At 60.6% G+C, this 24,823-nt stretch carries 26 protein-coding genes and 1 other RNA gene; 14 read left to right on the top strand and 13 right to left on the bottom strand.

Annotated features, from left to right (window positions below; genetic code table 11):
- Window positions 1-8 precede the first annotated feature (8 nt).
- Window positions 9-1,166, bottom strand: coding sequence for an acetylornithine deacetylase (gene argE, locus AC3A5O_RS04030; RefSeq protein WP_122567476.1), 1,158 nt, complete (start codon window positions 1,164-1,166; stop codon window positions 9-11).
- A gap of 158 nt (window positions 1,167-1,324) precedes the next feature.
- On the opposite strand from argE, the gene AC3A5O_RS04025 reads away from it, so the two are divergent.
- Window positions 1,325-2,692 (top strand): CYTH domain-containing protein, encoded by a 1,368-nt coding sequence (locus AC3A5O_RS04025; RefSeq protein ID WP_122567477.1) that lies wholly within the window; start codon window positions 1,325-1,327, stop codon window positions 2,690-2,692.
- Window positions 2,693-2,825: 133 nt separating this feature from the next.
- On the opposite strand, the gene AC3A5O_RS04020 is transcribed toward AC3A5O_RS04025, so the two are convergent.
- Window positions 2,826-3,296: an Lrp/AsnC family transcriptional regulator gene (locus tag AC3A5O_RS04020; protein WP_122567478.1), complete on the bottom strand. Its 471-nt coding sequence runs from the start codon at window positions 3,294-3,296 to the stop codon at window positions 2,826-2,828.
- A gap of 126 nt (window positions 3,297-3,422) precedes the next feature.
- On the opposite strand from AC3A5O_RS04020, the gene AC3A5O_RS04015 reads away from it, so the two are divergent.
- The 5 genes from AC3A5O_RS04015 (at window position 3,423) to AC3A5O_RS03995 (ending at window position 7,654) form a co-directional block, all read left to right on the top strand.
- Window positions 3,423-3,761 carry a hypothetical protein gene (locus tag AC3A5O_RS04015; protein WP_122567479.1) on the top strand — a complete coding sequence of 113 codons (339 nt, stop codon included), beginning with the start codon at window positions 3,423-3,425 and terminating at the stop codon, window positions 3,759-3,761.
- Window positions 3,762-3,906: 145 nt separating this feature from the next.
- Complete coding sequence (gene tfpB / locus AC3A5O_RS04010; protein ID WP_053126399.1) at window positions 3,907-5,691, top strand: type IV pilus assembly ATPase TfpB; 1,785 nt, start codon at window positions 3,907-3,909, stop codon at window positions 5,689-5,691.
- A 197-nt stretch (window positions 5,692-5,888) separates the two neighbouring features.
- Entirely contained in the window at window positions 5,889-6,809 is a 921-nt protein-coding gene (locus AC3A5O_RS04005) for an SPFH domain-containing protein (RefSeq protein ID WP_003206668.1), read from the top strand.
- Window positions 6,810-6,818: 9 nt separating this feature from the next.
- Window positions 6,819-7,268 carry an NfeD family protein gene (locus tag AC3A5O_RS04000; RefSeq protein WP_122567480.1) on the top strand — a complete coding sequence of 150 codons (450 nt, stop codon included), beginning with the start codon at window positions 6,819-6,821 and terminating at the stop codon, window positions 7,266-7,268.
- 65 nt (window positions 7,269-7,333) lie between these two features.
- Window positions 7,334-7,654, top strand: a complete 321-nt coding sequence (locus AC3A5O_RS03995) for a DUF2388 domain-containing protein (RefSeq protein ID WP_170846005.1) — start codon at window positions 7,334-7,336, stop codon at window positions 7,652-7,654.
- Window positions 7,655-7,836: 182 nt separating this feature from the next.
- Here the strand turns inward: AC3A5O_RS03995 and gcvH are convergent, their stop codons facing one another.
- From gcvH to AC3A5O_RS03955, 8 genes are all read right to left on the bottom strand, one after another.
- A complete protein-coding gene (gene gcvH / locus AC3A5O_RS03990) occupies window positions 7,837-8,220 on the bottom strand; it encodes a glycine cleavage system protein GcvH (protein ID WP_305468785.1) in 384 nt (127 codons plus the stop codon).
- A gap of 52 nt (window positions 8,221-8,272) precedes the next feature.
- Window positions 8,273-9,355 carry a glycine cleavage system aminomethyltransferase GcvT gene (gcvT, locus tag AC3A5O_RS03985; RefSeq protein WP_305468786.1) on the bottom strand — a complete coding sequence of 361 codons (1,083 nt, stop codon included), beginning with the start codon at window positions 9,353-9,355 and terminating at the stop codon, window positions 8,273-8,275.
- 155 nt (window positions 9,356-9,510) lie between these two features.
- Window positions 9,511-11,127, bottom strand: coding sequence for an ABC transporter permease (locus tag AC3A5O_RS03980; RefSeq protein WP_122567483.1), 1,617 nt, complete (start codon window positions 11,125-11,127; stop codon window positions 9,511-9,513).
- 173 nt (window positions 11,128-11,300) lie between these two features.
- A complete protein-coding gene (locus AC3A5O_RS03975) occupies window positions 11,301-12,305 on the bottom strand; it encodes an extracellular solute-binding protein (RefSeq protein WP_122567484.1) in 1,005 nt (334 codons plus the stop codon).
- A 243-nt stretch (window positions 12,306-12,548) separates the two neighbouring features.
- Complete coding sequence (locus tag AC3A5O_RS03970) at window positions 12,549-13,766, bottom strand: 2-octaprenyl-3-methyl-6-methoxy-1,4-benzoquinol hydroxylase (RefSeq protein WP_305471291.1); 1,218 nt, start codon at window positions 13,764-13,766, stop codon at window positions 12,549-12,551.
- 67 nt (window positions 13,767-13,833) lie between these two features.
- Window positions 13,834-15,021 (bottom strand): 2-octaprenyl-6-methoxyphenyl hydroxylase, encoded by a 1,188-nt coding sequence (ubiH, locus tag AC3A5O_RS03965; RefSeq protein ID WP_122567486.1) that lies wholly within the window; start codon window positions 15,019-15,021, stop codon window positions 13,834-13,836.
- Complete coding sequence (pepP, locus tag AC3A5O_RS03960; protein ID WP_122567487.1) at window positions 15,018-16,352, bottom strand: Xaa-Pro aminopeptidase; 1,335 nt, start codon at window positions 16,350-16,352, stop codon at window positions 15,018-15,020. The genes ubiH and pepP overlap by 4 nt, the downstream gene beginning before the upstream one ends.
- A gap of 22 nt (window positions 16,353-16,374) precedes the next feature.
- Window positions 16,375-16,929, bottom strand: a complete 555-nt coding sequence (locus tag AC3A5O_RS03955) for a YecA/YgfB family protein (protein ID WP_060740134.1) — start codon at window positions 16,927-16,929, stop codon at window positions 16,375-16,377.
- Window positions 16,930-17,059: 130 nt separating this feature from the next.
- Here AC3A5O_RS03955 and AC3A5O_RS03950 point away from each other — a divergent pair, with 130 nt between their 5' ends.
- From AC3A5O_RS03950 to AC3A5O_RS03935, 4 genes are all read left to right on the top strand, one after another.
- Window positions 17,060-17,269, top strand: a complete 210-nt coding sequence (locus AC3A5O_RS03950) for a TIGR02449 family protein (protein ID WP_003177365.1) — start codon at window positions 17,060-17,062, stop codon at window positions 17,267-17,269.
- A complete protein-coding gene (locus AC3A5O_RS03945; RefSeq protein WP_122567489.1) occupies window positions 17,266-17,583 on the top strand; it encodes a cell division protein ZapA in 318 nt (105 codons plus the stop codon). The genes AC3A5O_RS03950 and AC3A5O_RS03945 overlap by 4 nt, the downstream gene beginning before the upstream one ends.
- A 30-nt stretch (window positions 17,584-17,613) precedes the next feature.
- Window positions 17,614-17,793, top strand: a non-coding RNA gene (gene ssrS / locus AC3A5O_RS03940) — 6S RNA.
- 117 nt (window positions 17,794-17,910) lie between these two features.
- Window positions 17,911-18,516: a 5-formyltetrahydrofolate cyclo-ligase gene (locus AC3A5O_RS03935; RefSeq protein ID WP_053189087.1), complete on the top strand. Its 606-nt coding sequence runs from the start codon at window positions 17,911-17,913 to the stop codon at window positions 18,514-18,516.
- Window positions 18,517-18,551: 35 nt separating this feature from the next.
- Here the strand turns inward: AC3A5O_RS03935 and AC3A5O_RS03930 are convergent, their stop codons facing one another.
- Window positions 18,552-18,698, bottom strand: coding sequence for a hypothetical protein (locus tag AC3A5O_RS03930; protein WP_122567491.1), 147 nt, complete (start codon window positions 18,696-18,698; stop codon window positions 18,552-18,554).
- A gap of 195 nt (window positions 18,699-18,893) precedes the next feature.
- On the opposite strand from AC3A5O_RS03930, the gene AC3A5O_RS03925 reads away from it, so the two are divergent.
- Window positions 18,894-19,346, top strand: coding sequence for an EVE domain-containing protein (locus AC3A5O_RS03925; protein WP_305482046.1), 453 nt, complete (start codon window positions 18,894-18,896; stop codon window positions 19,344-19,346).
- A 125-nt stretch (window positions 19,347-19,471) separates the two neighbouring features.
- Here the strand turns inward: AC3A5O_RS03925 and AC3A5O_RS03920 are convergent, their stop codons facing one another.
- Window positions 19,472-19,879, bottom strand: coding sequence for a flagellar basal body-associated protein FliL (locus tag AC3A5O_RS03920; protein ID WP_305468789.1), 408 nt, complete (start codon window positions 19,877-19,879; stop codon window positions 19,472-19,474).
- Window positions 19,880-20,029: 150 nt separating this feature from the next.
- On the opposite strand from AC3A5O_RS03920, the gene AC3A5O_RS03915 reads away from it, so the two are divergent.
- From AC3A5O_RS03915 to AC3A5O_RS03905, 3 genes are all read left to right on the top strand, one after another.
- Window positions 20,030-21,007, top strand: coding sequence for an NADPH:quinone oxidoreductase family protein (locus AC3A5O_RS03915; protein WP_487752863.1), 978 nt, complete (start codon window positions 20,030-20,032; stop codon window positions 21,005-21,007).
- A 407-nt stretch (window positions 21,008-21,414) separates the two neighbouring features.
- On the top strand, window positions 21,415-23,754 hold the full coding sequence (locus AC3A5O_RS03910; RefSeq protein WP_305468791.1) for an S-type pyocin domain-containing protein: 2,340 nt from the start codon (window positions 21,415-21,417) through the stop codon (window positions 23,752-23,754).
- Window positions 23,751-24,008, top strand: a complete 258-nt coding sequence (locus AC3A5O_RS03905; protein ID WP_305468792.1) for a bacteriocin immunity protein — start codon at window positions 23,751-23,753, stop codon at window positions 24,006-24,008. Before AC3A5O_RS03910 ends, AC3A5O_RS03905 begins: the two co-directional genes overlap by 4 nt.
- A 42-nt stretch (window positions 24,009-24,050) precedes the next feature.
- Here AC3A5O_RS03905 and AC3A5O_RS03900 read toward each other — a convergent pair whose 3' ends face one another.
- The gene (locus AC3A5O_RS03900) at window positions 24,051-24,638 is read right to left on the bottom strand and encodes an energy transducer TonB (RefSeq protein ID WP_305468793.1); all 588 of its coding nucleotides are present in this window, start codon (window positions 24,636-24,638) and stop codon (window positions 24,051-24,053) included.
- Window positions 24,639-24,823: the final 185 nt, after the last annotated feature.

Raw genomic sequence — 24,823 nt, 5'->3', positions numbered from 1 at the left:
GGCGCAATTTAACCGGCGGTGGCCGGCGTCAGGCAGTAATGGCCGATCAACTGCCGCAACAGTTGCACGGTAGGTTGCAAACGTGACATTTCAAGGTACTCGCCCGGTTGGTGGGCACAGGCGATATCGCCAGGGCCGAGCACCAGGGTTTCGCAGCCAAGGCGCTGAAGATAAGGCGCTTCGGTGCCAAACGCCACTGCTTCGGCGCGATGGCCGGTCAGCCGTTCGGCCACGCGGACCAACTCGGCGTCCTCGGCCTGCTCGAACGGCGGCACTTCGGGGAACAGTGGCGCGTAATCAATCTTGACCTGGTGGCGCTCGGCAATGGGCTCGAGCTTCTGCCGGATCGCCGCCCGCAGCACTTGCGGATCCATGCCCGGCAACGGGCGCAGGTCGAATTCCATGGAGCACTGGCCGCAGATCCGGTTGGGATTGTCGCCCCCATGGATGCAGCCGAAGTTCAAGGTCGGTTGTGGCACGCTGAACTGCGGATTACGGAATTCACGCTGCCATTGCAGGCGCAGGCCGCGCAATTCGCCCATGGCATCGTGCATGGCTTCCAGTGCGCTGTGGCCCAGGCGCGGATCGGACGAATGACCGCTACGCCCGAGAATGTCGATGCGCTCCATCATGATGCCTTTGTGCATCCGAATTGGCTTGAGGCCGGTCGGCTCACCGATTACCGCAGCCCGCCCCAGGGGCCGGCCGGCATCGGCCAGGGCCCGGGCGCCGGACATGGAGCTTTCTTCGTCACAGGTCGCGAGGATCAGCAGCGGTTGCTTGAACGGTTGGTCCAGCAGCGGCTTGACCGCTTCGATGGCCAGGGCGAAAAAGCCCTTCATGTCACAACTGCCCAGGCCCACCCAACGGCCATCGACCTCGGTGAGCTTCAACGGATCGGTCTGCCACAACGCGCCGTCGAACGGCACCGTGTCGCTGTGGCCCGCCAGCACCAGACCGCCGGGACCGCTGCCGAAACTGGCCAGCAGGTTGAATTTGCCAGGGCTGACCTGCTGGATATCACAGGAGAACCCCAGCTCAGTGAGCCAGCCTGCCAGCAGCTCGATCACGGCACTGTTGGATTGGTCGAGCCCTGGTTGGGTGCAACTGACCGAAGGCGTGGCGATCAGGGCAGCGAATTGATCTTTCATGGACGGCAAAGGCATCGCTGGCTCCGAGCTTACAGATTGACGTTCATCATAGAACCATCTGGACCCAGGAATAAACCGTCGCGGCGCGTAGGAGGGAGGAGTCCTGTACACTGCACGGCCTTGGCAGCCACACCTTCCCCCGGCTGCGCACCCGATCCCTGGATTTTCCGGCCATGCAGAAAGAAACCGAAATCAAACTCCGCGTCAGCCGCGAGACCCTGGCAGCCTTGCGCGAGCATCCGCTGCTGAAAAAACGCAACAAGAGTGGCTGGGAACGCCACGAATTGATGAACCAGTATTTCGACACGCCAGAGCGTGACCTGGCCCAGGCCAAGGTCGCCCTGCGCCTGCGTCGCGACGGCGAAGAGGTGATCCAGACCCTCAAGACCCGCGGCCAGAGCGTCGCCGGCCTGTCCGAGCGCAACGAGTACGACTGGCACCTGCCCAAGGCCAAGCTCGACCTGAAGAAGCTCGACGGCGAATGCTGGCCCGAGGCCCTGGCCGACCTGGACAAGAAAACCCTCAAGGCCATCTTCACCACCGATTTCGTTCGCGAACGCGCTGAAATCGCCTGGGGCCGTGGCAAAAGCAAGGTGGTCATCGAAGCCGCCCTGGACCTGGGCCACGTCGTGGTCGGCAAGCAGAAGGAAGAAATCTGTGAGCTGGAGCTGGAACTACGCGAAGGCGAGCCCGCCGCCCTGCTGGAACTGGCCGCCGAGCTGGCCGCAACCCTGCCCTTGATGCCCTGCGACATCAGCAAGGCCGAGCGAGGCTATCGCCTGCATGACGCGAGCAGCTACGCCTTGAGCCTGCCGGCCCCGCAACTGACCGCCGAAACGCCGCTGGATGACGCCTTCGCCGCACTGAGCTGGCATTTGCTCGGCAGCAGCCAGCGCCTGGCCGAGCAATACCGTTTCAACGGCCACTGGCGCCTGCTGCAGGACTGGGTGGAAAACCTCGCTGAACTGCGCGCCCTGCTCAGCAGCCTCGGCCAGGCCGCGCCACGCCAGTCGACCCACGACTTGCGCCTGGCCCTGGACGCGTTGCTGGAAGACTGGCGCCCGCTGGTCCAGGCCGGCCTGGACGACGAAGATGTGCGCAAGGCCGCGCCGGAACAGTTCCTGGAAGAGTTGCAAGACCCGCGCTGGGGCCTGTTTTCCCTCAATACTTCACGCTGGCTGCTGGCGCGCAGCTGGGCCGCCGAGCGCAACACCCGTGGCAATCGCCAGGGCGCGGCGCAACTGGGCAGCTGGCTGCCGCGTCTGCTGGGCGAAGAATCCTCGTCCCTGCAATTGCAACGCTATCAGCAGCAGCCGGAAGACCTCGCCGAGCAACTGCCGCGCATCGAACGCATCCAGGCCTGGCTACACCACGCCCGCCATGTACTGGAGATCCCGGAAATGGATCGCCTCTATGGCGAGCTGAATAAACTGGCGCAACTGGCCAACCAGCCGATCACCGACGAAACGCTGGATGCGCGCAAGCAGCAGGCCATTGCGGTGTATCAGAATCGGGCTTGGAAGACTTTGCTGCGCCTGTGATACCGCCATCGCGAGCAAGCTCGCTCCCACAGGGGTTCAGTGTTGTAACCACATCTTGTGGCCACTGAAGATCAACTGTGGGAGCGAGCTTGCTCGCGATGAGGCCACCCCCAAACACCACAAAAAACAAGCTTCAGCGCACCACCGGCAAACTCGTCGTCGATTTGATCTCCGACAGCGCCACGATCGAATTCACTTCCTGGATCCCCGGTACCATCGACAGCTTTTCGAAAAAGAATCGCTCATACGCCTCGATGTCCGCCGTGACGATGCGCAACAGAAAATCCACCGACCCCATCAGCACGTAACACTCCAGTACTTCGGGAAAGCCGCGGATCGCCTCGGTGAACTCTGTGAAGTTCGAACGGCCATGGGCGTTGAGTTTCACTTCGGCGAAGATCTGCGTGTTGAGGCCGATTTTCTTGCGATCCAGCAGGGTCACCTGCCCGCGGATGATGCCCTCCTCCTTCATCCGCTGGATCCGCCGCCAGCACGGCGACTGAGACAAGCCAACCTGCTCGGCGATCTGCGCGCTGGACAGCGAGGCATCCTCTTGCAGCAGCGCCAGTATCCGGCGGTCGTAGCTATCCAGCTGGCTTTGCATAAATAAACCCAAAATGACTGATTTGTAGAATAAGGCGATTCGTAGTATCGCCAGATCCACCCATCTTAGATAAGAAATACCCCACGACGCATGTAAATATTTCTCCGCCCCCCAAGGAGACCGAACATGCCCCCACTTGAAGCCGTTGCCACTGCCCCGACCCGCGCCGATGTCTGGCATGTCGCCAATGCTCATTGCCGCGTGCACTACCAGATGCTGGCCGAGGCCGAGCCGGACCTGCTGTGCCGGGCCTTGAACCTGTTTGCCTTACAGGGCCTGACGCCACAGCAGGTTCGCGTCGAGCGCCTCGATGACCTGCTGTCGCTGGAGATCGTCATGGACGGGCTGAGTTGGCACCGAGCCCAGGTGATCGCTGAAAAATTACGCAACCTGATCGGCATGTGCTCGGTGAACCTGCAAAGCGCTGAATTTACGAGGGTTGAGCCGACCCAGGCGGCCGGTTGAGCGCCCCACGGGCAAGACCTGGTAACGCATTGGTCGGGTAGTGGCCCAACGGACCACCGGGTCGGGACTATTCTTTTGCAGACCGAGCGAAGACGCCGAAGCGTCTGTATCGCGGCTTTGCTGCAATTGTCCAATAGGAACCCGCATGTCCACCAAACACGCCACTCAGGACCGCTGGCTGGACCTCAATGATCTGCTGCGCCAACTGGTCACCCAAGGCTTCATCAGCCAGGATTCAGCCGAAACCGCGCTCAACGCCCGCCGACGCCACAGCGCCAATAGCCAGCTGCATCCGCTGGAGTTCATTGCCAACCAGCACCTGGACGATCTCAGCCGCCCTGGCAAGCGCCTGGACCTGGAGAACCTGACCCTGTGGTTGTCCCAGCAGGCCGGCCAACCCTACATGCGCATCGACCCGCTGAAAATCAACGTGGCGGCCGTGACACCCTTGATGTCCTACGCCTTTGCCCAACGCCACAAGATCCTCGCGGTAGCGGTCGATCGTGACGCCGTCACCGTCGCCAGCGCACAACCTTACGTCAGCAGCTGGGAAGCCGACCTGACCCACGTACTCAAGCTGCCGATCAAGCGGGTGGTCGCCAACCCGGTGGATATCCAGCGCTTGAGCGTGGAGTTCTATCGCCTGGCCAAGTCGGTCAGCGGCGCCACCACGGTCGATCAGCAACCGAGCAACCTGAGCAACTTCGAACAGTTGCTCAACCTCGGCGCCAGTGACCAGGAACCGGACGCCAACGACGCCCACATCGTCAATATCGTCGATTGGCTGTTCCAGTACGCCTTCCAACAGCGCGCCAGCGATATCCACATCGAACCGCGCCGCGAGCAGGGCACCGTGCGGTTTCGCATCGACGGGGTGCTGCATACCGTCTATCAGTTCCCGCCGCAGGTGACGATGGCGATCGTCAGCCGCCTCAAGAGCCTGGGCCGAATGAACGTCGCGGAAAAACGCAAACCCCAGGACGGTCGGGTCAAGACCAAGACCCCGGACGGCGGCGAAGTGGAATTGCGCCTGTCGACCTTGCCCACGGCGTTCGGCGAAAAGATGGTCATGCGGATCTTCGACCCGGAAGTGCTGCTCAAGGACTTCGACCAGCTCGGCTTCTCCGCCGACGACCTGCGCCGCTGGCAGGACATGACCCGCCAGCCCAACGGCATCATCCTGGTAACCGGGCCCACCGGCTCCGGCAAGACCACCACCCTCTACACCACCCTCAAGAAACTGGCGACGCCGGAAGTGAACCTCTGCACCATCGAGGACCCGATTGAAATGGTCGAGGCGTCCTTCAACCAGATGCAGGTCCAGCACAACATCGACCTGACCTTCGCCGCCGGCGTGCGCGCACTGATGCGGCAAGACCCGGACATCATCATGATCGGTGAGATCCGCGACCTGGAAACCGCTGAAATGGCGATCCAGGCGGCGCTCACCGGGCACCTGGTGCTGTCGACTCTGCACACCAACGACGCGCCGAGCGCCATCAGCCGTTTGCTGGAGCTGGGGGTGCCCCATTACCTGATCAAGGCCACCGTGCTCGGGGTCATGGCCCAGCGCCTGGTGCGCACCCTGTGCCCACAATGCAAGGCCCCGCTGACCCTCGACGAAGATGACTGGCAGACCCTGACCCGGCCCTGGCAGGCACCGTTGCCGAGCAACGCCCAACAAGCCGTTGGCTGCCTGGAATGCCGCGACACCGGTTACCGTGGTCGCGCCGGCGTCTACGAAATCATGCAACTGACCGACAGCGTCAAGGCCTTGATCCACCCCGACACCGACCTGCTGGCGGTGCGCCGCCAGGCCTTCAAGGAAGGCATGCGCAGCCTGCGGCTGTCGGGGGCGCAAAAGGTGGCGGCGGGCTTGACCACTGTCGAGGAAGTGCTGCGGGTGACGCCACAGAGCGAGCAGAAGTAGTTGTGGCAGCACCTGTGGCGAGAGGGTTTATCCCCACTGTGGGAGCAAGGCTTGCCCGCGATGAAGATAACGCGGTCTCCCTGAGAAGCAAGACGCCTGCATCGCGAGCAAGCTTTGCTCCCACAGAGTGAGGATAATGGCCGCTTGCCCTACACTAAGGGCTCGCAGGTCCATCTCAATTCGCACAGGGAACCGTCATGCAGATCGGTAGCGTACTTTTACTTTTCATCGGCCTGGTGGTCGCCATTCTCTTCATGGGCTTCAAGGTCGTGCCCCAGGGCTACCAATGGACTGTCGAGCGGTTCGGCCGTTACACCAACACCCTCAAGCCCGGCCTGAACATCATCATCCCGGTGATGGATCGTATCGGGCGCAAGATCAATGTCATGGAAAGCGTGCTGGACATCCCACCCCAGGAAGTCATTACCGCCGACAACGCCACGGTACAAATTGACGCCGTGTGCTTCTTCCAAGTGGTCAATACGGCCCAGGCGGCCTACGAGGTCAACAACCTCGAACACGCCATCCGCAACCTGTTGCAAACCAACATCCGTACCGTGCTGGGGTCCATGGAACTGGACGCGATGCTGAGCCAGCGCGACGGCATCAACGAAAAATTGCTGCGCACCGTCGATGAAGCCACGGCACCGTGGGGCATCAAGATCACCCGGATCGAGATCAAGGACATCAGCCCGCCGGCCGACCTGATGGCCGCCATGTCGGGGCAAATGAAAGCCGAACGTATCAAGCGTGCCCAGATCCTGGAAGCCGAGGGCCTGCGAGCGTCGGCGATTCTCACCGCCGAAGGCAAGAAGCAGGCGCAGATCCTCGAGGCCGAGGGCAGCCGCCAGGCGGCGTTCCTGGAGTCCGAGGCCCGCGAGCGTCAGGCGCAAGCTGAAGCGCTGGCCACTCAGGTGGTGTCCCAGGCCATTGCCGACGGTAACGTGCAGGCCGTGAACTACTTCGTCGCCCAGAAGTACATCGATGCGCTGGGCAAACTGGCGTCAGCCAACAACAGCAAGGTGATCCTGATGCCGCTGGAAGCCAGCCAGGTCATCGGTGCGGTCGGTGGCATCGGCGAGATCGTCAAGGCCACCTTCGACAGCAAGAAAGCCTGAGGCACGCGTATGTGGGAGTTCCTGCAACACCTGTCGTACTGGGACTGGCTGGCGCTGGGCGTTATCCTGCTGATCCTTGAAGTGTTCGGCGCCGGGGGGTACTTGCTGTGGATCGGCATGGCCGCCGCGGCAGTCGGCGTGCTCACGTTCATCCTGCCGCAGATACCGTGGGAGCTGCAGTTCCTGTTGTTCGGCCTGTTCGCCATCGCCACGGCGCTGTACTGGTGGCAACGCCAGCGCAGCGCCGTGCGCCAAAGCGATCAGCCGCACCTGAACCTGCGCGGACAGGAACTGATCGGCAAGGTCTTCCTGGTCCATGAAGCGATTGTCGATGGCCGCGGCAAGATCAAGGTGGCCGACAGTGTCTGGCTGGCCAAGGGACCCGAGTCGTCCGTTGGCACGCGGGTCAGGGTGATGGCGCAGGACGGCGCGGTGCTGCAGGTGGAACGGGCTGACTGACACGTCATGGAACTGAATCGAGACGCCGGTAATCCAACGTCATAGTTAACCCAGTGGAGTCACCTATCATGCGTCTCAAACTTGCTGTCGCTACCCTAGCCTTGCTGTCTCTACCTGTTGGCTCGGCAATGGCCGACACGTTTTGGCGTAACGTCATTTCATCCGGTGCGACCACCGGTTCCACCTACCTGACTTTCAAGGATCACAAACTGATCGTCGCCGCCCAGGACGATGCCGGCAGCTTCGTCGCCAGTGATGGCGGTATCCGTGGCCCTTACCTGGAAGCGGCGATGCAGAAAGTTCGCGCCGACAACCCAGGCCTGCAAGCCACCGACATGGAACTGGCCAACGCGATCCTGGCGAAAAACGCCGTCGCCCAGGACTGATTTCCGGCCAATAAAAAATGCCGCTCGATTGAGCGGCATTTTTTTGCCCGGTGAAACCCCCAAGGCTGTCCCAGCCCCCCTGTGGGAGCGAGCTTGCTCGCGATAGCGGCGTGTCAGCCCACATCAATGCTGCTGATCCACCGCTATCGCGAGCAAGCTCGCTCCCACAGGTACAGTGGTCCTTATTCGCCGATAGCGGCCTGGTAGCCGGCCGCATCGAGCAACTTGTCCATCTCGGCCTTGTCGCTTGGCTTGAGCTTGAAGATCCAGGCGCCGTACGGATCGGAGTTCAGCAGTTCCGGCTCACCGCCCAACGCCTCATTGACCGCAATCACTTCACCGGCAATCGGGGAGTAGATATCGGAAGCGGCTTTGACCGACTCAACCACACCGGCCTGGTCACCAGCTTCAAACACCTTACCGACTTCAGTCAGCTCGACAAACACCACATCGCCCAAGGCTTCCTGTGCATGATCGCTGATGCCCACGGTGACGGTACCGTCAGCTTCCAGGCGGGCCCACTCATGGCTTTCAGCAAAACGCAGTTCGGCAGGGATATCACTCATATTCTGTGTCCTCAAGAGAAAGTGTCAGCGGCCAGCGGCCCGCCGCAAAAGGTTAGATCAGGGTTTTGCCATGGCGGACGAAGGTCGGTTTGACCACCCGTACCGGGTACCACTTACCGCGAATTTCTACCTCGGCCCGGTCGGCAGTAGCCATCGGAACACGTGCCAGGGCGATCGACTTGCTAAGCGTAGGAGAAAAACTACCACTGGTGATCTCCCCTTCGCCAACATTGGCGATGCGAACCACCTGATGGGCGCGCAAAACACCCCGCTCCTCCAACACCAGCCCAACCAGTTTGTGCTGCACACCGCTGGCAAGCTCGGCCTCCAGCGCACCACGCCCGATGAACTGACGGCTCGCCGGTTCCCAGGCGATGCTCCAGGCCATGTTCGAGGCCAGCGGTGAAACGTCCGGGTGGATATCCTGGCCGTAGAGGTTCATGCCCGCTTCCAGGCGCAAGGTATCGCGAGCACCGAGGCCGATGGGCGAAATACCGGCGCCGACCAGGTCGTTGAAGAAACTCGGGGCTTCCTGGGCGGGCAGGACGATTTCCAGGCCATCTTCGCCGGTGTAGCCGGTCCGGGCGATGAACCATTCGCCGTCGGCACGCCCTTCGAAAGGCTTGAGTTGCTGGATGATTTGTCCACGGGATTGTGTGACCAGCTCGGCAATCTTCTGTCGGGCGTGGGGCCCCTGGATCGCCAGCATCGCCAGCTCGGGGCGCTCATGCAGTTGCGCGTCGTAGTCACCGAGCTGTGCCTGCATCCAGGCCAGGTCCTGATCGCGGGTCGAGGCGTTGAAGACCAGCCGATAGCCGTCCCCGACACGGTAGATGATCATGTCGTCGACGATGCCGCCGCGCTCATTGAGCATGGCGCTGTACAAGGCACTGCCTGTGTCCTGCAAGCGGTCGACGTCATTGGCCAGCAAGCGCTGCAGCCAGACCTTGGCCTGGGGGCCGGCGACGTCGATCACGGTCATGTGGGATACATCGAACACACCGCAGTCGCGACGCACCTGATGGTGTTCTTCGACCTGCGAGCCGTAATGCAAAGGCATATCCCAACCGCCAAAATCGACCATCTTCGCGCCAAGGGCGAGATGAAGGTCATACAGAGGCGTACGCTGTCCCATGGGTTTCTCCTTCCGGGCTTGGCGAAGGTGCGGACGGACACTGCGTAGCGCGAACGTCTGAAAAAAGGAGTTTTCTGACGTTCTCAGTTGCCCGGTCCGACAGACGGACCGCACCGAATGCCGCGCATTGTAGCCGCATGAGGTAGGACTGACACCTAGCTGTTTCGATGGGCCGAACGTCGTATCAATCCGATGACCGGCAACAGCCCCACCAATACCAACGTCAGCGCCGGCAGCGCGGCCCGGGCCCACTCGCCTTCACTGGTCATCTCGAAGATCCGCACCGCCAGCGTGTCCCAGCCGAACGGGCGCATCAGTAGCGTCGCGGGCATTTCCTTGAGCACATCGACGAACACCAGCAACGCCGCGCTCAACGTTCCGGGCAACAGCAATGGCAGATACACTTTGAAAAACAGTCGTGGCCCACTGATCCCAAGGCTGCGTGCCGCTTCGGGCAAGGACGGACGAATTCGCGCCAGGCTGCTCTCCAACGGGCCGTAGGCCACGGCCAGGAAGCGCACCAGATACGCCAGCAACAGCGCCGACAGGCTGCCCAGCAACAACGGTTTGCCCGCACCGCCGAGCCAGGTCGACAGCGGGATGACCAGCTCACGGTCCAGATAGCTGAACGCAAGCATGATCGACACCGCCAACACCGAACCGGGCAAGGCATACCCCAGGTTCGCCAGGCCGACGCCGGCACGAATCGGCCGGGTCGGCGCCAACCGCCGGGCGAACGCCAGCAGCAAGGCCACGCAAACGGTGACCAGCGCCGCCAGGCCGCCCAGGTAGAGAGTGTGGACGATCAGCCCGGCATAACGCTCATCCAGGTCGAAACGACCCCGTTGCCAGAACCACACCACCAATTGCAGTACCGGGATGACAAAGGCGCAGGCAAACACCAGAAAGCACCAGCCACTGGCCGCCACGGCCTTGAGGCCGCGCAACGTGTACAACGCCTTGACCCGGGGCCGCTCGTTACTGGCCCGGTGGGCGCCACGGGCCCGGCGTTCGCCGTAGAGCACCAACATCACCGCCAGCAACAGCAAGCTGGCCAGTTGGGCAGCGCTGGAAAGGCTGAAGAAGCCGTACCAGGTCTTGTAGATGGCGGTGGTGAAGGTGTCGAAGTTGAACACCGACACCGCGCCGAAATCCGCCAGGGTTTCCATCAGCGCCAGCGCCACGCCCGCACCGATGGCCGGCCGGGCCATCGGCAGCGCCACGCGCCAGAACGCCTGCCACGGCGACTGCCCCAGCACCCGGGCGGCTTCCATCAAGCCCTTGCCCTGGGCCAGGAAGGCACTGCGCGCCAGCAGATACACGTATGGGTAAAAGACCAGCACCAGCACCAGGATCACCCCGCCGGTGGAGCGAACCCGGGGCAGGCGCAGGCCGCTGCCGAACCATTCACGCATCAGCGTCTGCACGGGGCCGGCAAAATCCAGCAGGCCCACGAAGACAAATGCCAATACGTAGGCCGGAATCGCAAACGGTAGCATCAATGCCCAATCGAGCCAGCGACGCCCCGGGAACTCACACAGGCTGGTGAGCCAGGCGAGACTGACACCCAGCAAGGTCACACCCACACCCACGCCAAGGATCAACGTGAGGGTGTTGCCCAACAAGCGCGGCATCTGCGTGTCCCACAAATGGGACCATATCTGCTGGTCGACGCTCTGCCAGGACAGCAGCAGCACACTCAGGGGCAACAGGACCAGCGCGGCGATGGCGAAGACCAGGGGGTACCAGCGGCGTTGGGCGGGGTGGGCCAAGGAATACTCTCGTTAAACAATCGGTCACGTGGCGAGGGAGCTTGCTCCCGCTGGGCTACGAAGTAGCCCCAAAGTTCCGGGCCATGGCCCGCGGATACTCTGGGAGGGCTTCGCCCTCCAGCGGGAGCAAGCTCCCTCGCCACATGTTATCAATGAACTGGACAGGACTGGTCTCAGTTCCAGCCGGCACGATCCATCATGCGAATGGCTTCGGCCTGGCGTTTACCCGCGACTTCCACCGGCAGGGTGTCGGCCTTGAACTTGCCCCAGGCCGCCACTTCCTTGGACGGCTCGACCTTCGGGTTGGCCGGGAATTCCTGGTTCACGTCGGCGAAAATGTTCTGCGCTTCCGGCGTGGTCATCCACTCCACCAGTTTCTTCGCGGCTTCCGGATGCGGTGCATGCTTGGTCAAGCCAATCCCCGAAAGGTTGATGTGCACGCCGCGATCAGCCTGGTTCGGCCAGAACAATTTCACTTTCAGGTCCGGCTTCTGCTGGTGCAGGCGGCCATAGTAGTAAGTGTTGACGATGCCGACGTCGCACTGGCCAGCGTTGATCGCCTCAAGCAATGCGGTGTCGTCGGAGAACACGTCGGTGGACAGGTTCCTGACCCAGCCCTTGAGGATTTCCTCGGTTTTTTCCGCGCCGTGGGTTTCGATCAGCGTGGCGGTCAGGGACTGGTTGTAGACCTTTTTCGAGGTCCGCAGGCACAGGCGGCCTTCCCACTCTTTGCCAGCCAGCGCTTCATAGGTGGTCAATTCGCTGGGTTTAACCCGTTCGGTGGAGTAGACAATGGTCCGTGCCCGCAGGCTCAAGCCGGTCCAGGCGTGGGACGAAGCGCGGTATTGGGATGGGATGTTGGCATCGATCACCGGGGAGGTGAACGGTTGGAGAATACCCATCTGCTCGGCCTGCCAGAGGTTGCCGGCGTCGACGGTGAGCAGCAGGTCGGCGGTGGCGTTCTCGCCTTCGGCCTTGATCCGCTGCATCAACGGCGCTTCCTTGTCAGTGATGAACTTCACCGACACGCCAGTCTTCTTGGTGTAGGCATCGAAGACCGGCTTGATCAGTTCATCGATACGCGAGGAGTAGACCACCACCTCATCGGCGGCCTGGGCGGCAGTGGAGCCGATCAGTGTCAAGGCGAGGGCGGACAGCAGGCGCTTGGTTGCCAACATGGTAGCGGTCTCTGGATTATGAACGAAGCGCAAATGATAAGGACTCACATTTGGCACCACAATCGAACAGTGGGCGGACACATTTCCAAATGTTGCAGCCTGGAGATGCGCAGTATTTTGGGTCCGCTATCGCGGGCAAGCCTTGCTCCCACAAGCTCTTGCTCCCACAGGTGTGCAATGTGGGACAAGCTTTTGTGGGAGCAAGGCTTGCCCGCGATAGGGCCATGAGCCCCAATACAGATTTCAGGCCTTGGCCAAATCCGGCAAATCCCCAATCAATCCCAGTGCCTCGCGCACGAACAACGCCTTGGCCTCAGGCAGGCGGTCCACCAGTTTCAGCCCGGTGTTACGCAACCAGCGCACCGGCAGCGGATCGGCCTGGAACAACCGCTCGAACCCCTCCATCGCCGCCATCAGCGCCAGGTTATGGGGCATGCGGCGCCGCTCGTAGCGGCTCAACACCTTCACGTCCGCCAACCGCTCGCCACGGCCAGCCGCGTGCAGCAGCACTTCGGCCAGCACGGCGGCGTCGAGGAAGCCCAGGTTCACCCCCTGCCCGGCCAACGGATGAATGGTATGGGCCGCGTCGCCGATCAGCGCCAGCCCTTCGGCCACGTAGCGCTTGGCATGTCGCTGGCGCAGCGGCACGCACAGGCGCGGGTCGGCACTCAGCACCGTGCCGAGCTGGCCTTCGAAGGCGCGTTCCAGTTCGTTGCAGAATGCGGTGTCATCAAGCGCCATCAAGCGCTGTGCTTCTTCGGGGGTGGTGGACCAGACAATCGAGCACCAATCGTGCTGGCCGTCACGTTCAAGGGGCAGGAACGCCAGCGGACCGTTGTCGGTGAAGCGCTGCCATGCCGTCATTCGATGCGGCCGGGCGCTGCGCACGCTGGTGACGATGGCGTGGTGCAGGTAATCCCACTCGCGCGTCGCCACGCCGGTCAGGCGGCGCACAGCGGAATTCGCGCCGTCGGCGGCAATGACCAGGGGCGCGCGCAAGGTGCGGCCATCGGCCAGGGTCAGCAGCCAGTCGTCGCCGGAACGACGCATCTGCTCCAGGCGGGCGTTGGCCAGCAAGCCCAGGTCGCAGTCATGCAGCCGATCCAGCAAGGCGTCCTGCACCACGCGGTTTTCAACGATGTGCCCAAGCGTCTCGGCATGCAGGCTGGTGGCGGAAAAATGGATCTGCCCGGTGCCACTGCCGTCCCAGACGTGCATGTCGGTGTAAGGGCTGACACGCCGGGTGGTGATGCCGTCCCAGACGCCCAGACGCTCGAGGATCCGCTGGCTGGCCGTCGACAAGGCGCTGACCCGGGGCTCGAACGCGGCCTGGGGATCGAAGGGCTTGACGCTCATCGGGCTGCCGTCGAGCAACAGCACTTGCAGGCCACTGCCCTGCAACGCCAGCGCCAGGGCGCTGCCGACCATACCGGCGCCGACAATCAGCAGATCTGCACGCAATTCCATGCTCTAAGCCTGTTTTGCTGGCGACATCAGCCGCCCATGAAAAGAAATGACCACCCCAGCCTCAAGCATCGGGACGCGTCCCCAGGCCCATGGCCTGGCGGGCGAACCAGCGCTTGGCTGGCGGCAGCAGGTCGAGACCCAGCAAGCCGAGGTTACGGCCCAGGGACACCAACGGCAGGCTGCTGCCGAACAGCCGCGTGACCTGATCGGAGAAGCCCACGGTCAGGGCCTGGTCCATGCGCTGGCTCTCGCGATAGGCTTGCAGCACGGCAAAATCCCCCGGCTCGCTGTCGCTGTCGAGCAAGGCATCGGCCAGGGCCTGAGCATCGCGCAGGGACAGGTTGAACCCCTGCCCGGCAATCGGGTGCAGGCTGTGGGCGGCATTGCCCAGGATCGCCAGGTGCGGACGAACCTGCTCTTCGGCCTCCACCAGCGCCAGCGGGTACAGGTGTCGCACGCCCACTTGCTTCAGCGTACCCAGGCGATAACCGAACACGCCCTGCAATTCGGCGAGGAAGCTGCGTTCGTCGAGGGCCGCCAGCCGTTGTGCGTCCATGCCCTGGCGGGTCCAGACCAACGCGCAACGATTCTCCGGCAGCGGCAACAAGGCCATCGGGCCGTCATCGGTGAAGCGTTCAAAGGCCATGCCATTGTGGGCTTCGCTGGGGGTGATGTTGGCGATCAAGGCGCTCTGGTCATAAGGGCGACTGCGCACGGCGACGCCCAACTGCTCGCGCAGGCTGGAGCGACCACCATCGGCCAGTACGGCCAGGTCGCACTCCAGGGTGGTTTCGTCGTCGAGGGTCAGGCGATAACCGCCGACCAGTGGTTCCATGCGGGTCACCTGCGCCGGGCAGCGCCAACTGACCACCTCTGGGTCCAGACCTTGCCACAGGCACTGGCCGAGCCAGGCGTTTTCCACCACGTAACCCAGCGCCGGCACGCCCTCTTCCATGGCCGACAGCCGCGCCGTGGAAAACCGCCCGCGGTCGGACACATGGATCTGCTTGATCGGCTCGGCGCGACGGGAAATCTCCTGCCAGACACCCAGGCGTTGATAAATCTGCCGGGCACCGTAGGACAACGCCGAGGACCGGGCATCGTAGCTTGGCTGCCAAGCGTCACCGGGGGCGAAAGGCTCGATCAGCATGATTTTCCAGCCCCGGGCCTTGGCACCGGCCTGCAGGGCCAATGCCAGGCTCGCGCCGACCAGGCCGCCGCCGATGATCGCCAGGTTGACCCGGCTCATGCCGCTTGCGTCCGGGCGGCGGCCATCAGGGCCTCGATGTCGGCGACCGTTTTCGGCACGTCTCGGCTCAGGATTTCACAACCGGTTTTGGTCACTACCACGTCATCCTCGATGCGCACGCCAATGCCGCGCCATTTCTTCGCGACGCTGCGGTTGTTCGGGCTGATGTAGATGCCCGGCTCCACCGTCAGCGTCATGCCGATTTCCAGTACCCGCCACTCGCCGCCGACCCGGTACTCACCCACGTCATGCACGTCCATGCCCAGCCAATGCCCGGCGCGGTGCATGTAGAACGCCCGGTAGGCCTCGCTGGCGATCAACTCGTCCACCTCACCCTCCAGCAACCCCAGGCGTACCAACCCTTCGGTAATGACCCGGACCGTCGCTTCGTGGGCCTGGTTCCAGTGTTTGTCCGGTGCGATCTGGGCAAACGCGGCTTCCTGGGCGGCCAGCACCACTTCGTAGATCGCCTTCTGCTCGGGTGAAAACTTGCCGCTGACCGGCCACGTACGGGTGATATCGCTGGCATAGCAGTCGATTTCACAACCGGCGTCGATCAACACCAGGTCGCCGTCCTTGAGCAGCGCGTCGTTCTGCTGGTAGTGCAGGATGCAGCTGTTGCGCCCCGCCGCGACGATCGAGCCATAGGCCGGCATCTTCGCCCCGCCCTTGCGGAATTCATAATCCAGTTCGGCTTCCAGGCTGAACTCATGCAACCCCGGACGTGCCGCCTGCATCGCCCGGATGTGCGCCTGGGCGGAGATCCGCGCCGCTTCGCGCATGACCTTCAGTTCCGCCGCCGATTTATACAGGCGCATGTCGTGCAGCAAGTGATCCAGGGCAACGAATTCGTTCGGCGGCTGGGCGCCGAGGTGGGCCTTGGAGCGAATCACGTTGATCCACTCCATCAGGTGCCGGTCGAACTCAGGGTTGCTGCCCATGGCTGAATACACCCGGTCGCGGCCTTCGATCAGGCCCGGCAGGATGTCGTCGATGTCGGTGATGGGAAATGCGTCGTCAGCGCCGTAGTCACGGATCGCCCCTTCCTGGCCGGCGCGCAGGCCGTCCCACAACTCACGTTCGGCGTTGCGCTCGCGACAAAAGAGGATGTACTCGCCGTGGGCGCGGCCGGGCATCAGCACCAGCACCGCTTGCGGCTCGGGGAAGCCGCTGAGGTATTGGAAGTCACTGTCCTGGCGGTAGACGTGCTCGACGTCGCGGTTGCGGATCGCAACGGCGGCGGCGGGCAGGATTGCGATGCTGTTGGGTTCCATCTGCGCCATCAGGGCCTTGCGGCGACGGCTGTATTCCGATTTCGGGATATGAATCATGGGCAGACGGGGTTCCCTCTAATTAATGCAAGGACGGCTTGGGGGCCGCTGCATCGGTTTTCTTGGTCTCGGTGAACAGCAGCAATGGCGCGACCCGCAGGTACTCCATCACTTCCATGTAATCGCTTTCGCCGTCATCGGACTCTTCCAGGGCATCCTGGACCTGGGAGATCGCGGCCAAGTCCTGCAACACTTCCTTGGCCTCTTCGCTCAGCGCGTATTCGCGACGGGTCAGACCGAAGCCGGCGAGGAAGCCCTGGCACCACTGGCCCAGCGCCGCGGCACGTTCGGCCAAGGGGGCATCGTCAGTGGGCAGCAGCAGGACGACGGTCATGTCGTCGCTGGTCAGCTCGCCCTTGACCATTTCCTGCAGGCCGATCAGCGCGTTACGAACGTTGTCCGCCGGCTCGCCTTCCAACAGCTCGGCGGCGTCGGCCAACCAGCCGTCGGCATCGAAGCCGGCGCCGGCGCAACTGCGCCCGAGCAACAGGCCATGCAGTTCGGCAGGCGAGACAGGATGACCGCTGGTGCTCAGCAGGGTGGCGAATGCTTGATACGGGGAATTCTGAATGGGCATGGGCAGCTAGGCGCCAGACGGCGCTATGTCTAGAATGGAGGCCTTGTATCCTACATCGACAGACTCGCCAAGACTATCAGAGGCTGTGCGACCCACATCCCTCCATCAGACACAATCTTCAGTGGACACAATGGAAGACACCGACCTGCAAGCGCTGATGGCCAGACTCGAACTGCTAATTGACCGGGTCGAGCAACTTAAGAGCCAAAACGGACTCCTATTAGCTCAGGAAAAAACCTGGCGCGAGGAACGCGCGCACCTCATTGAAAAAAACGAAATCGCCCGGCGTAAGGTCGAATCGATGATTTCGCGCCTCAAGGCCCTGGAGCAAGACTCATGAGTTCAAGCAATAGCGTTACCGTGCAGATCCTCGACAAAGAATATTCGATCATCTGCCCCCAGGAAGAGCGTAGCAACCTGGTGAGCGCCGCCCGTTACCTGGACGGCAAGATGCGCGAGATCCGCAGCAGCGGCAAAGTCATCGGTGCCGACCGCATCGCCGTGATGGCCGCCTTGAACATCACCCACGACCTGTTGCATCGCCAGGATACGCCGGACGTACAGGTCAGCGGCTCGACCCGTGAACAGGTGCGCGACCTGCTCGATCGGGTGGATCTGGTGCTCGCCACCGATCCGGACGTCACCAAGGGCTGATTCGCGAGGCTGCCTGGGGTATACTCGCTTCACTCCCTGGGGTGCTTGCCAGTTGGTGATGTCCCTGAGCCGATACGCACAACCACGGGGGTTGCACGTTGGGGCCGGTGTGCATGTCCGCTTGACGGAAAGCCTTAACGCCCCCTGCAACTTCCACCTTGAACTTTCGGGTTCAAGGGCTAAGCCGACAGCGGTTCATCCGGGGAGCCTGACTCCAGACAATGCCAGTTCATGTGAACTGGCATTGTCGTTTCTGGGCGCAGGCATTTCTGAGCGTCCTGTTTTGCGGTTACGCTGTGCGGCATCGCCCCTGCGTGAAGCCTCGACATGACTGAACCCGCGCTGCTGCCCCGCCCGCAACTTCGACGCCTGCTTCGTCAGGCCCGTCGCGCCCTGACACCCGCCCAGCAACGGCAAGCCGCCCGCGGGCTGTACAAACAACTGGCCCAGCATCCGCTGTTCCGCCGCGCGAAGCACATCGCCCTGTACCTGCCCAACGATGGCGAGATCGACCCGCGCCTGCTGCTGCGCGCGGCCCAGCGCCGGGGCAAGGCCACTTACCTGCCAGTGCTCAGCCCGTGGCCGCAGACCAAGATGGTGTTCCAGCGCATCCACCCCGGCGAAAAAATGCAGCCCAACCGGTTTCGCATCCCCGAGCCACGCAAGAACATCGCCCGGCAACGCAAGGTCTGGACGTTGGACCTGGTGTTGTTGCCATTGGTGGGGTTTGACGATGCGGGAGGTCGACTGGGCATGGGCGGCGGCTTTTACGATCGCAGCCTGGCGTACCTGGCGCGACGCAAGCAGTGGCGCAAGCCCACGCTGTTGGGGCTGGCCCATGAATGCCAGAAGGTCGAACGATTGGCGCAGGCAAGCTGGGACGTGCCGCTGCAGGGAACGGTCAGCGACAGGCAATGGTATATCGCGGGGTAGACGCCGCGGGAATCAGCGGCGCCTGGAAAGCGGGCTCAGCGTTTGAGCGATGGCGCGGGTTGGGTGATGTCCACCGGCGCCTCGGTCTTGTTGGACCACAGGCTTTGGGCGTAACCCGTGGTCACGACACCCAGACCGAACAGAATGACCAAGATCCACAACAAATCCGGTTTGCGTTTCATCGATTGCCCCCCTCAAGGCATATCACACACGATGACAGCAGCGGTTTTCTTATTGGCCGTGCAGCAGCGTCAAGCTTGGAAGGCCGGCATTTTGCGGCAACCGGCCCCGACACGCAAACTCTGGCGTCAACCGACTGTCGGTTTGTCATAAAATCGCTGAACTATTTTTTTCAACACCGCCCAGGAGTAGCAATCATGGCCTATTGGCTGATGAAATCCGAGCCCGATGAATTGTCTATCCAAGGCTTGGAAAAGCTCGGCCAGGCCCGATGGGACGGCGTTCGCAACTACCAGGCGCGCAATTTCCTGCGAGCCATGGTGGTGGGCGACACGTTCTTTTTCTACCACTCCAGTTGCCCCGAGCCGGGCATTGCCGGGATCGGCAAAATCATCCAGGCGGCCTATCCCGACCCGACGGCCCTGGACCCGGACAGCCATTATTTCGACCCCAAGGCCAGCCCGGACAAAAACCCCTGGACCGCGATCGACGTGGCCCACGTCGAGACGTTCCGTCACGTGCTGAAGCTCGACTACCTCAAGCAACAGACCGCCCTGGCGCAAATGCCGCTGGTACAGAAAGGCTCGCGGCTTTCGGTGATGCCAGTGACGGCTGAGCAGTGGGCGGCGGTGGTTGCGCTGAAACCTTGAGCGATTCGCTGTCCGATAGGCCGCTATCGCGAGCAAGCTCGCTCCCACAGGGGTTTTGCGTCGATCACAAAACCCCTGTGGGAGCGAGCTTGCTCGCGATAGGGCCGTCCCAGACGACGTTAGATTTACTGAATGATCAGGTTGTTGAACAACAGATCATCCACCATCGGCTTGCCGGTCTCGTCGTTCATCACCTGCTGGGTCTGCTTCAACGCTTCCTGACGTAGTTTTTCCTTGGCTTCGAGGTTGTTCATCGCCTCGGTGGTCTGCTGGGCGAACAACGCCACCAATTGGTTGCGAATCAGCGGCTCGTTGGCCTTGACCGCCGCAGCGGCGGCGTCACCGGTCACACGCAGGGCCACATCAGCCTTGTAGACCTTCAGCTTCGCCGTGCCGTCCAAGCCATAATTGCCCACGAAGGGCGGGCTGAGGGTGATGTAACTGACCTTCGGCGCCTCGCCTTCTTTGGCCTCTTCGGCCATCGCCGCCACAGGCAGCGACAGGGCCAGCATCAACATGATCCACGCTTTCACAATTGATTCCTCATCCAGTTTGCGGCCCAGCATACCGACCCGCCGTTCAAGCACAAGCTTATGGCCGGCTATCAGGGCGGGGCATGCTCGTTGACCCGTTGTCTCTCACACCTACACTTATCGGCCATCACTCCCAAAGGAATAGCCCTGATGAAAGCCGTGCTGTGCAAAGAATTCGGCCCCGCCGAATCGCTGGTGCTGGAAGACGTCGCCAGCCCCGTCGCCAAGAAGAACGAAGTGCTGCTGGACGTGCACGCCGCCGGGGTGAATTTCCCGGACACGCTGATCATTGAGGGCAAATATCAATTCAAGCCACCCTTCCCGTTCTCTCCTGGCGGCGAAGCGGCGGGCGTGGTCAGCGAGGTGGGTGAGAAAGTCAGCCACTTGAAGGTCGGCGACCGGGTGATGGCGCTGACAGGTTGGGGCAGCTTTGCCGAACAAGTGGCGGTGCCAGACTATAACGTGCTGCCGATCCCGGCATCGATGGACTTCAACACCGCTGCCGCCTTCAGCATGACCTACGGCACTTCGATGCACGCCCTCAAGCAACGGGCCAACCTGCAACCCGGCGAAACCCTGCTGGTGCTCGGCGCCTCCGGCGGCGTTGGCCTGGCCGCCGTGGAAATCGGCAAGGCCATGGGTGCTCGGGTGATCGCCGCCGCCAGCAGCGCGGAGAAACTTGCCGTGGCCAAGGCCGCTGGCGCCGACGAGTTGATCAACTACAACGAAACCAGCCTCAAGGATGAAATCAAACGCCTTACCGACGGCCAGGGCGCCGATGTGATCTACGACCCGGTGGGCGGCGACCTGTTCGACCAGGCCATCCGCGCCATCGCCTGGAACGGCCGGCTGCTGGTGGTCGGCTTTGCCAGCGGGCGCATCCCCGAACTGCCGGTGAACCTGGCCCTGCTCAAGGGCGCCGCGGTGGTGGGTGTGTTCTGGGGTTCCTTCGCCCAACGCCAGCCCCAGGACAACGCCGCCAACTTCCAACAATTGTTCGGCTGGTTCGCCGAGGGCAAGCTCAAGCCGCTGGTGTCGCAGGTGTATCCGCTGAGTAATGCCGCTCAGGCGATCAATGACTTGGGGCAGCGCAAAGCGGTGGGGAAGGTGGTTGTTCAGGTGCGTTGAAACCCGTCGGACAAAAAGGCCAGAACCACTGATGAGGTGGTTCTGGCCTTTTTTTTATCTCAGCTGCCATAAATAAAAGCTGATTTGGCGGTAGATATATACCGCACCCTCACCGAAAAAAAACGTAAACCTTCTTCGCACACAACAGCAACTCGCAGCAGCGGGGAGCCATTCAGTACGGAAAACCGACATGGATAAGTCATATGTGCGATGCGAATACATATTTAGGGCCTCATAAGCAGTTAGGCCCCGGCTCATACGAAATAGGTCCTTTATCGATCAAAGGTAATAATTTCACTGAGGGATATTTCCAAGGGGCTTGGGGTCCGTACGAGGGGCCTCCCAGAGGGGTCACTAGAAGTTCAAAAAGACACAACGCGTCTATCCCCTACGCATGGGATGACATGATGAGAGAGCGAATCGAAAACAGCAAAGTCATCGATTCCGAGTATCGTAATATATTTATAAAACTTACCGAAACGACCATAAAAGAACTCGAGCAAGCGAAAAAATCAGCAATAGGTGCTCGTCCGCTTTCGCCTTTGGAAAAAGCGAAGACAGAGCATGAAGTAACGCTAAAATCTATTCACTCCAAAGAAACCGAGTATCAAGCACGCACCAAAAATGCTTACTCGCTGTATGGTCACAATCCATTCTTCCTAATGAAGGAATTGTCTTTCAAAAGAGTAATGGAAAGCCTGCAGACCTCCCCACCCAATATCGCCGTCGCTTACTCAGCGATCGATAACGCGTACCGATCAGCGTTGGAGCTGAAACGGCTTTCATTGCAAAATGACATCCTTGCTGGACAACTGGAACACGCATCAAAAAAAGTCGAGCAGGCTGCTGTCAAATCTGGGCAAAGTGATTCCGCATCAGCAGCAAATGAAAAACTTAGGATTATCAATCAGGAAAAAAATACTCACCTCCAGCTTCTTCCAGGCTTTTTGCTAAGAAAAGTTTCATCGACGCTAGGCGCAACAGGCGGGCTAACCTCCTCCCAGTCGCTTAGGAACTACAAAGCAGCCTTAGCCAAGATTATTGCAACTGAGCGTGCAGCTATCGCTGCTTTTGCGAAAGCCAATCCGAACATCAAGCCTCCCTTGAGTAAACCTGAGCTCGATGCCCTCAACAATCTTGTGGCGCTACAGGCAAAAACAAACCTAGGAAAGCGATGGCAGGACTACCATGTATCCCTTCTTCACTCAGAATCCGTTCGACATTTAATAAAAACAACTAACGCCTTTACCGGACTCATCGACAGGGCTTTAGCAGCCGAACGCTTACAAGAACAGCTACGTGTTGCAGCCGAAAAAAAAGCACAAGCACTAAAGCAAGCGCAAGCCCGAGCTGCGGCGCAACGAGCCGAACAAGAACGAAAACAGAAAATCGCGGCGGCATTGGCAGACCGTTTCAACGCGCTGCTCCATCAGTTCAACCAAGCCCAGCCTGAAGACATCAATCAAAAACTGCCTTGGATGCAGCAAAAGCACCGGGAACTGTCTATCGCGCACCGGGACGCAACCAAAGCAGAGCACGCAGTAGGCAATCTTTTCAATGTATTGACGAGTGATTCACGGAAGACTTCGCTGCGTAAAGCACAAGCCGATATCGATGCGACTTTTCGGTTGAAACATCACATCGAAAATATACAGCTATCCACCGCCAGCGGCACGCTGGCATCAGCACGGCCACTCATGACGACTCCCGACGGCCTGATCGCTGGGTATGAGGGTTCGCCCGTTTCGTTGCAAGGCGCCATAGATCTACTGAAGAAGGCGAGTGCCACCCTGGCGGGTGGTCCATTGACGGTATTTGGCGTGGCGGTGTCTTACTCTCCGACAATCGGCAATAGCGAGCTTCAGCGTAATCCAGTGGTGATCAGTATTCCGCTGTCCCAACTGGATGAGAATTTCAAACTAACTCCAAATACTGAAACAGGTCATTTACCGCTTCGCGTCGTGTCATCGGTTCGCGGGGAGCATACTCAGTTTTATCTTTCACCGACCGGTGGAAGTTTATCCAACGAGGTTCGGATCAGATACATAACACTTGATCCACACACCAATCTCTACACTTTCACGACAGAGGGGATTCTTCCAAGGACACTGACTTGGACGCCGAACAGCCCTCCAGGGGATAGTCTCCTTGGATCGACTGAGTTGCCTGTGACGCAGCCGGAAATCAGGATCCTTCCAGGGGCCAGGATTACCCAGATAGAGGGGAGAATAGACGAGCATCCAACCTGCGATGACGCTGACATTGACGATTATGTGCTGGTATTCCCAATGGAATCGGGAATTCAGCCAGTCTATGTCATGGCGAGTCGTACCGGGCCGCGTTATGAGCCAGGGACAGTGACCGGTGCCGGACAAACAGTCGGCCCAGATTGGATGAGCGCCGCTAGGGAATCAAGCGGCGTTCCGATTCCCAGCCAGATAGCGGATAGCTTGCGTGGTCAAGAAATGAAAGATTTTGATAGCTTTAGAGAAAAATTATGGAGCGCTGTTGCAAACGAACCAGAGTTAATCAAACAATTCAGCTCTCGAAATCAGGCGATAATGAAAGACGGCTACTCTCCATATGCGCCGCGTAACGAACAGGTAGGGGGACGAGAAAAGTTTGAGATACATCATGTGCACCCAATTGGCGAGGGCGGTGATGTATACAATATCGACAATATGGCTATCACGACGCCTAAGAGCCATATTACTATTCACTCAAAAAGCAATGGTGAGCGAAAATGATTAAAAAACCGTACGAACAATATACTCGCAAAGAGTTCCTACACCTTATCGAGCGCTTATTTAATAAAGAATACTCATCCGAGACCGAACTCGATGCGCTAGTACATCAGATTGTCGACACTTCAGAGCATCCAGATGGAACCGATATTATTTTTTACCCTAGCAAGGGAGTTGAAGATACGCCCCTGGGAATACTTAACAGCATTGAGTTCTGGCGAGAACAAAACGGAAAACCCGGTTTCAAGCCAGAATGAACAAGTAGGGGGCATCGTCAACGGCGATGCCTCCTACAGCAGCTAAAGCAACTCGCGAATCTCCTTCGGCAGCATCCGCACATACCGTGTCGCAGGAAAACGCCCACAACGCTGCACGATCGAGGGCAGGAGCCTGTTGAACCGGGCGATCAAGGCCAGGCGCTCGTTTTCCGGTAGCTGTTTGACGAGAAACGCATTGGACAAATAAAGGCGTGTGTAGTGGAACGGGAGCAAGTCCTGTTCCCATCGCTGGCCCTTGGCGTGTGCGTTGATGTCCGAGCATTTCCAGGTCTTGATCCATTTATTCGTATCCAGCGGCAAGCCATCCAGACGGAACTCGAAGGGCGCTACCACGTGCGTCTGCGCCGGGTGTTCGTGGTCCACTGTCCAGGGCTTGAAGCGCCATTGGCTCACGGCCTCCCGTGCGGCTTCGGCAAAGTCCGGATGATCGCTGTGCAGGATCGCGATCTCATCGACATGACCATCGGCATGCACCATGAAGCCGACCCGGGCCACACCCGTGATGCCCTGCCGGACCAGAGTCGTCGGGTAATCCGGCTTGGGATTGTGTTCGGGCACCAACAACACATCCGCTGCCCCGCTCATGCCGGACAAGCACAGCAACAGCATCACCACACACCACCTCATACCCCTACCCCTCACCTGAATTCAGAGACGTAAAGGGTAAAGGCCATGACTCATGGGCCCTATAGCGAGACTTCCCATTTGGGTGAAGGATGTTTCCCACCGATTTGCCCCGTTTTCACCGATACGGGGCATGAAAGGGCTTTGCGAAGACATTTCCTACGGCGCCC

Source organism: Pseudomonas sp. Soil_N_39 (assembly GCF_057655955.1).
Note: the sequence above shows the minus strand (reverse complement) of the source record. Positions and strands in the feature narration are given on the sequence as shown.

What these genes read in the sequence shown, in the direction of transcription:
- argE (WP_122567476.1), bottom strand. Translation starts at nt 1,166, where the DNA reads ATGCCTTTGCCGTCCATGAAAGATCAATTCGCTGCCCTGATCGCCACG.
- AC3A5O_RS04025 (WP_122567477.1), top strand. Translation starts at nt 1,325, where the DNA reads ATGCAGAAAGAAACCGAAATCAAACTCCGCGTCAGCCGCGAGACCCTG.
- AC3A5O_RS04020 (WP_122567478.1), bottom strand. Translation starts at nt 3,296, where the DNA reads ATGCAAAGCCAGCTGGATAGCTACGACCGCCGGATACTGGCGCTGCTG.
- AC3A5O_RS04015 (WP_122567479.1), top strand. Translation starts at nt 3,423, where the DNA reads ATGCCCCCACTTGAAGCCGTTGCCACTGCCCCGACCCGCGCCGATGTC.
- tfpB (WP_053126399.1), top strand. Translation starts at nt 3,907, where the DNA reads ATGTCCACCAAACACGCCACTCAGGACCGCTGGCTGGACCTCAATGAT.
- AC3A5O_RS04005 (WP_003206668.1), top strand. Translation starts at nt 5,889, where the DNA reads ATGCAGATCGGTAGCGTACTTTTACTTTTCATCGGCCTGGTGGTCGCC.
- AC3A5O_RS04000 (WP_122567480.1), top strand. Translation starts at nt 6,819, where the DNA reads ATGTGGGAGTTCCTGCAACACCTGTCGTACTGGGACTGGCTGGCGCTG.
- gcvH (WP_305468785.1), bottom strand. Translation starts at nt 8,220, where the DNA reads ATGAGTGATATCCCTGCCGAACTGCGTTTTGCTGAAAGCCATGAGTGG.
- gcvT (WP_305468786.1), bottom strand. Translation starts at nt 9,355, where the DNA reads ATGGGACAGCGTACGCCTCTGTATGACCTTCATCTCGCCCTTGGCGCG.
- AC3A5O_RS03975 (WP_122567484.1), bottom strand. Translation starts at nt 12,305, where the DNA reads ATGTTGGCAACCAAGCGCCTGCTGTCCGCCCTCGCCTTGACACTGATC.
- ubiH (WP_122567486.1), bottom strand. Translation starts at nt 15,021, where the DNA reads ATGAGCCGGGTCAACCTGGCGATCATCGGCGGCGGCCTGGTCGGCGCG.
- pepP (WP_122567487.1), bottom strand. Translation starts at nt 16,352, where the DNA reads ATGATTCATATCCCGAAATCGGAATACAGCCGTCGCCGCAAGGCCCTG.
- AC3A5O_RS03955 (WP_060740134.1), bottom strand. Translation starts at nt 16,929, where the DNA reads ATGCCCATTCAGAATTCCCCGTATCAAGCATTCGCCACCCTGCTGAGC.
- AC3A5O_RS03950 (WP_003177365.1), top strand. Translation starts at nt 17,060, where the DNA reads ATGGAAGACACCGACCTGCAAGCGCTGATGGCCAGACTCGAACTGCTA.
- AC3A5O_RS03945 (WP_122567489.1), top strand. Translation starts at nt 17,266, where the DNA reads ATGAGTTCAAGCAATAGCGTTACCGTGCAGATCCTCGACAAAGAATAT.
- AC3A5O_RS03935 (WP_053189087.1), top strand. Translation starts at nt 17,911, where the DNA reads ATGACTGAACCCGCGCTGCTGCCCCGCCCGCAACTTCGACGCCTGCTT.
- AC3A5O_RS03930 (WP_122567491.1), bottom strand. Translation starts at nt 18,698, where the DNA reads ATGAAACGCAAACCGGATTTGTTGTGGATCTTGGTCATTCTGTTCGGT.
- AC3A5O_RS03925 (WP_305482046.1), top strand. Translation starts at nt 18,894, where the DNA reads ATGGCCTATTGGCTGATGAAATCCGAGCCCGATGAATTGTCTATCCAA.
- AC3A5O_RS03915 (WP_487752863.1), top strand. Translation starts at nt 20,030, where the DNA reads ATGAAAGCCGTGCTGTGCAAAGAATTCGGCCCCGCCGAATCGCTGGTG.
- AC3A5O_RS03910 (WP_305468791.1), top strand. Translation starts at nt 21,415, where the DNA reads ATGAGAGAGCGAATCGAAAACAGCAAAGTCATCGATTCCGAGTATCGT.
- AC3A5O_RS03905 (WP_305468792.1), top strand. Translation starts at nt 23,751, where the DNA reads ATGATTAAAAAACCGTACGAACAATATACTCGCAAAGAGTTCCTACAC.
- AC3A5O_RS03900 (WP_305468793.1), bottom strand. Translation starts at nt 24,638, where the DNA reads ATGCTGTTGCTGTGCTTGTCCGGCATGAGCGGGGCAGCGGATGTGTTG.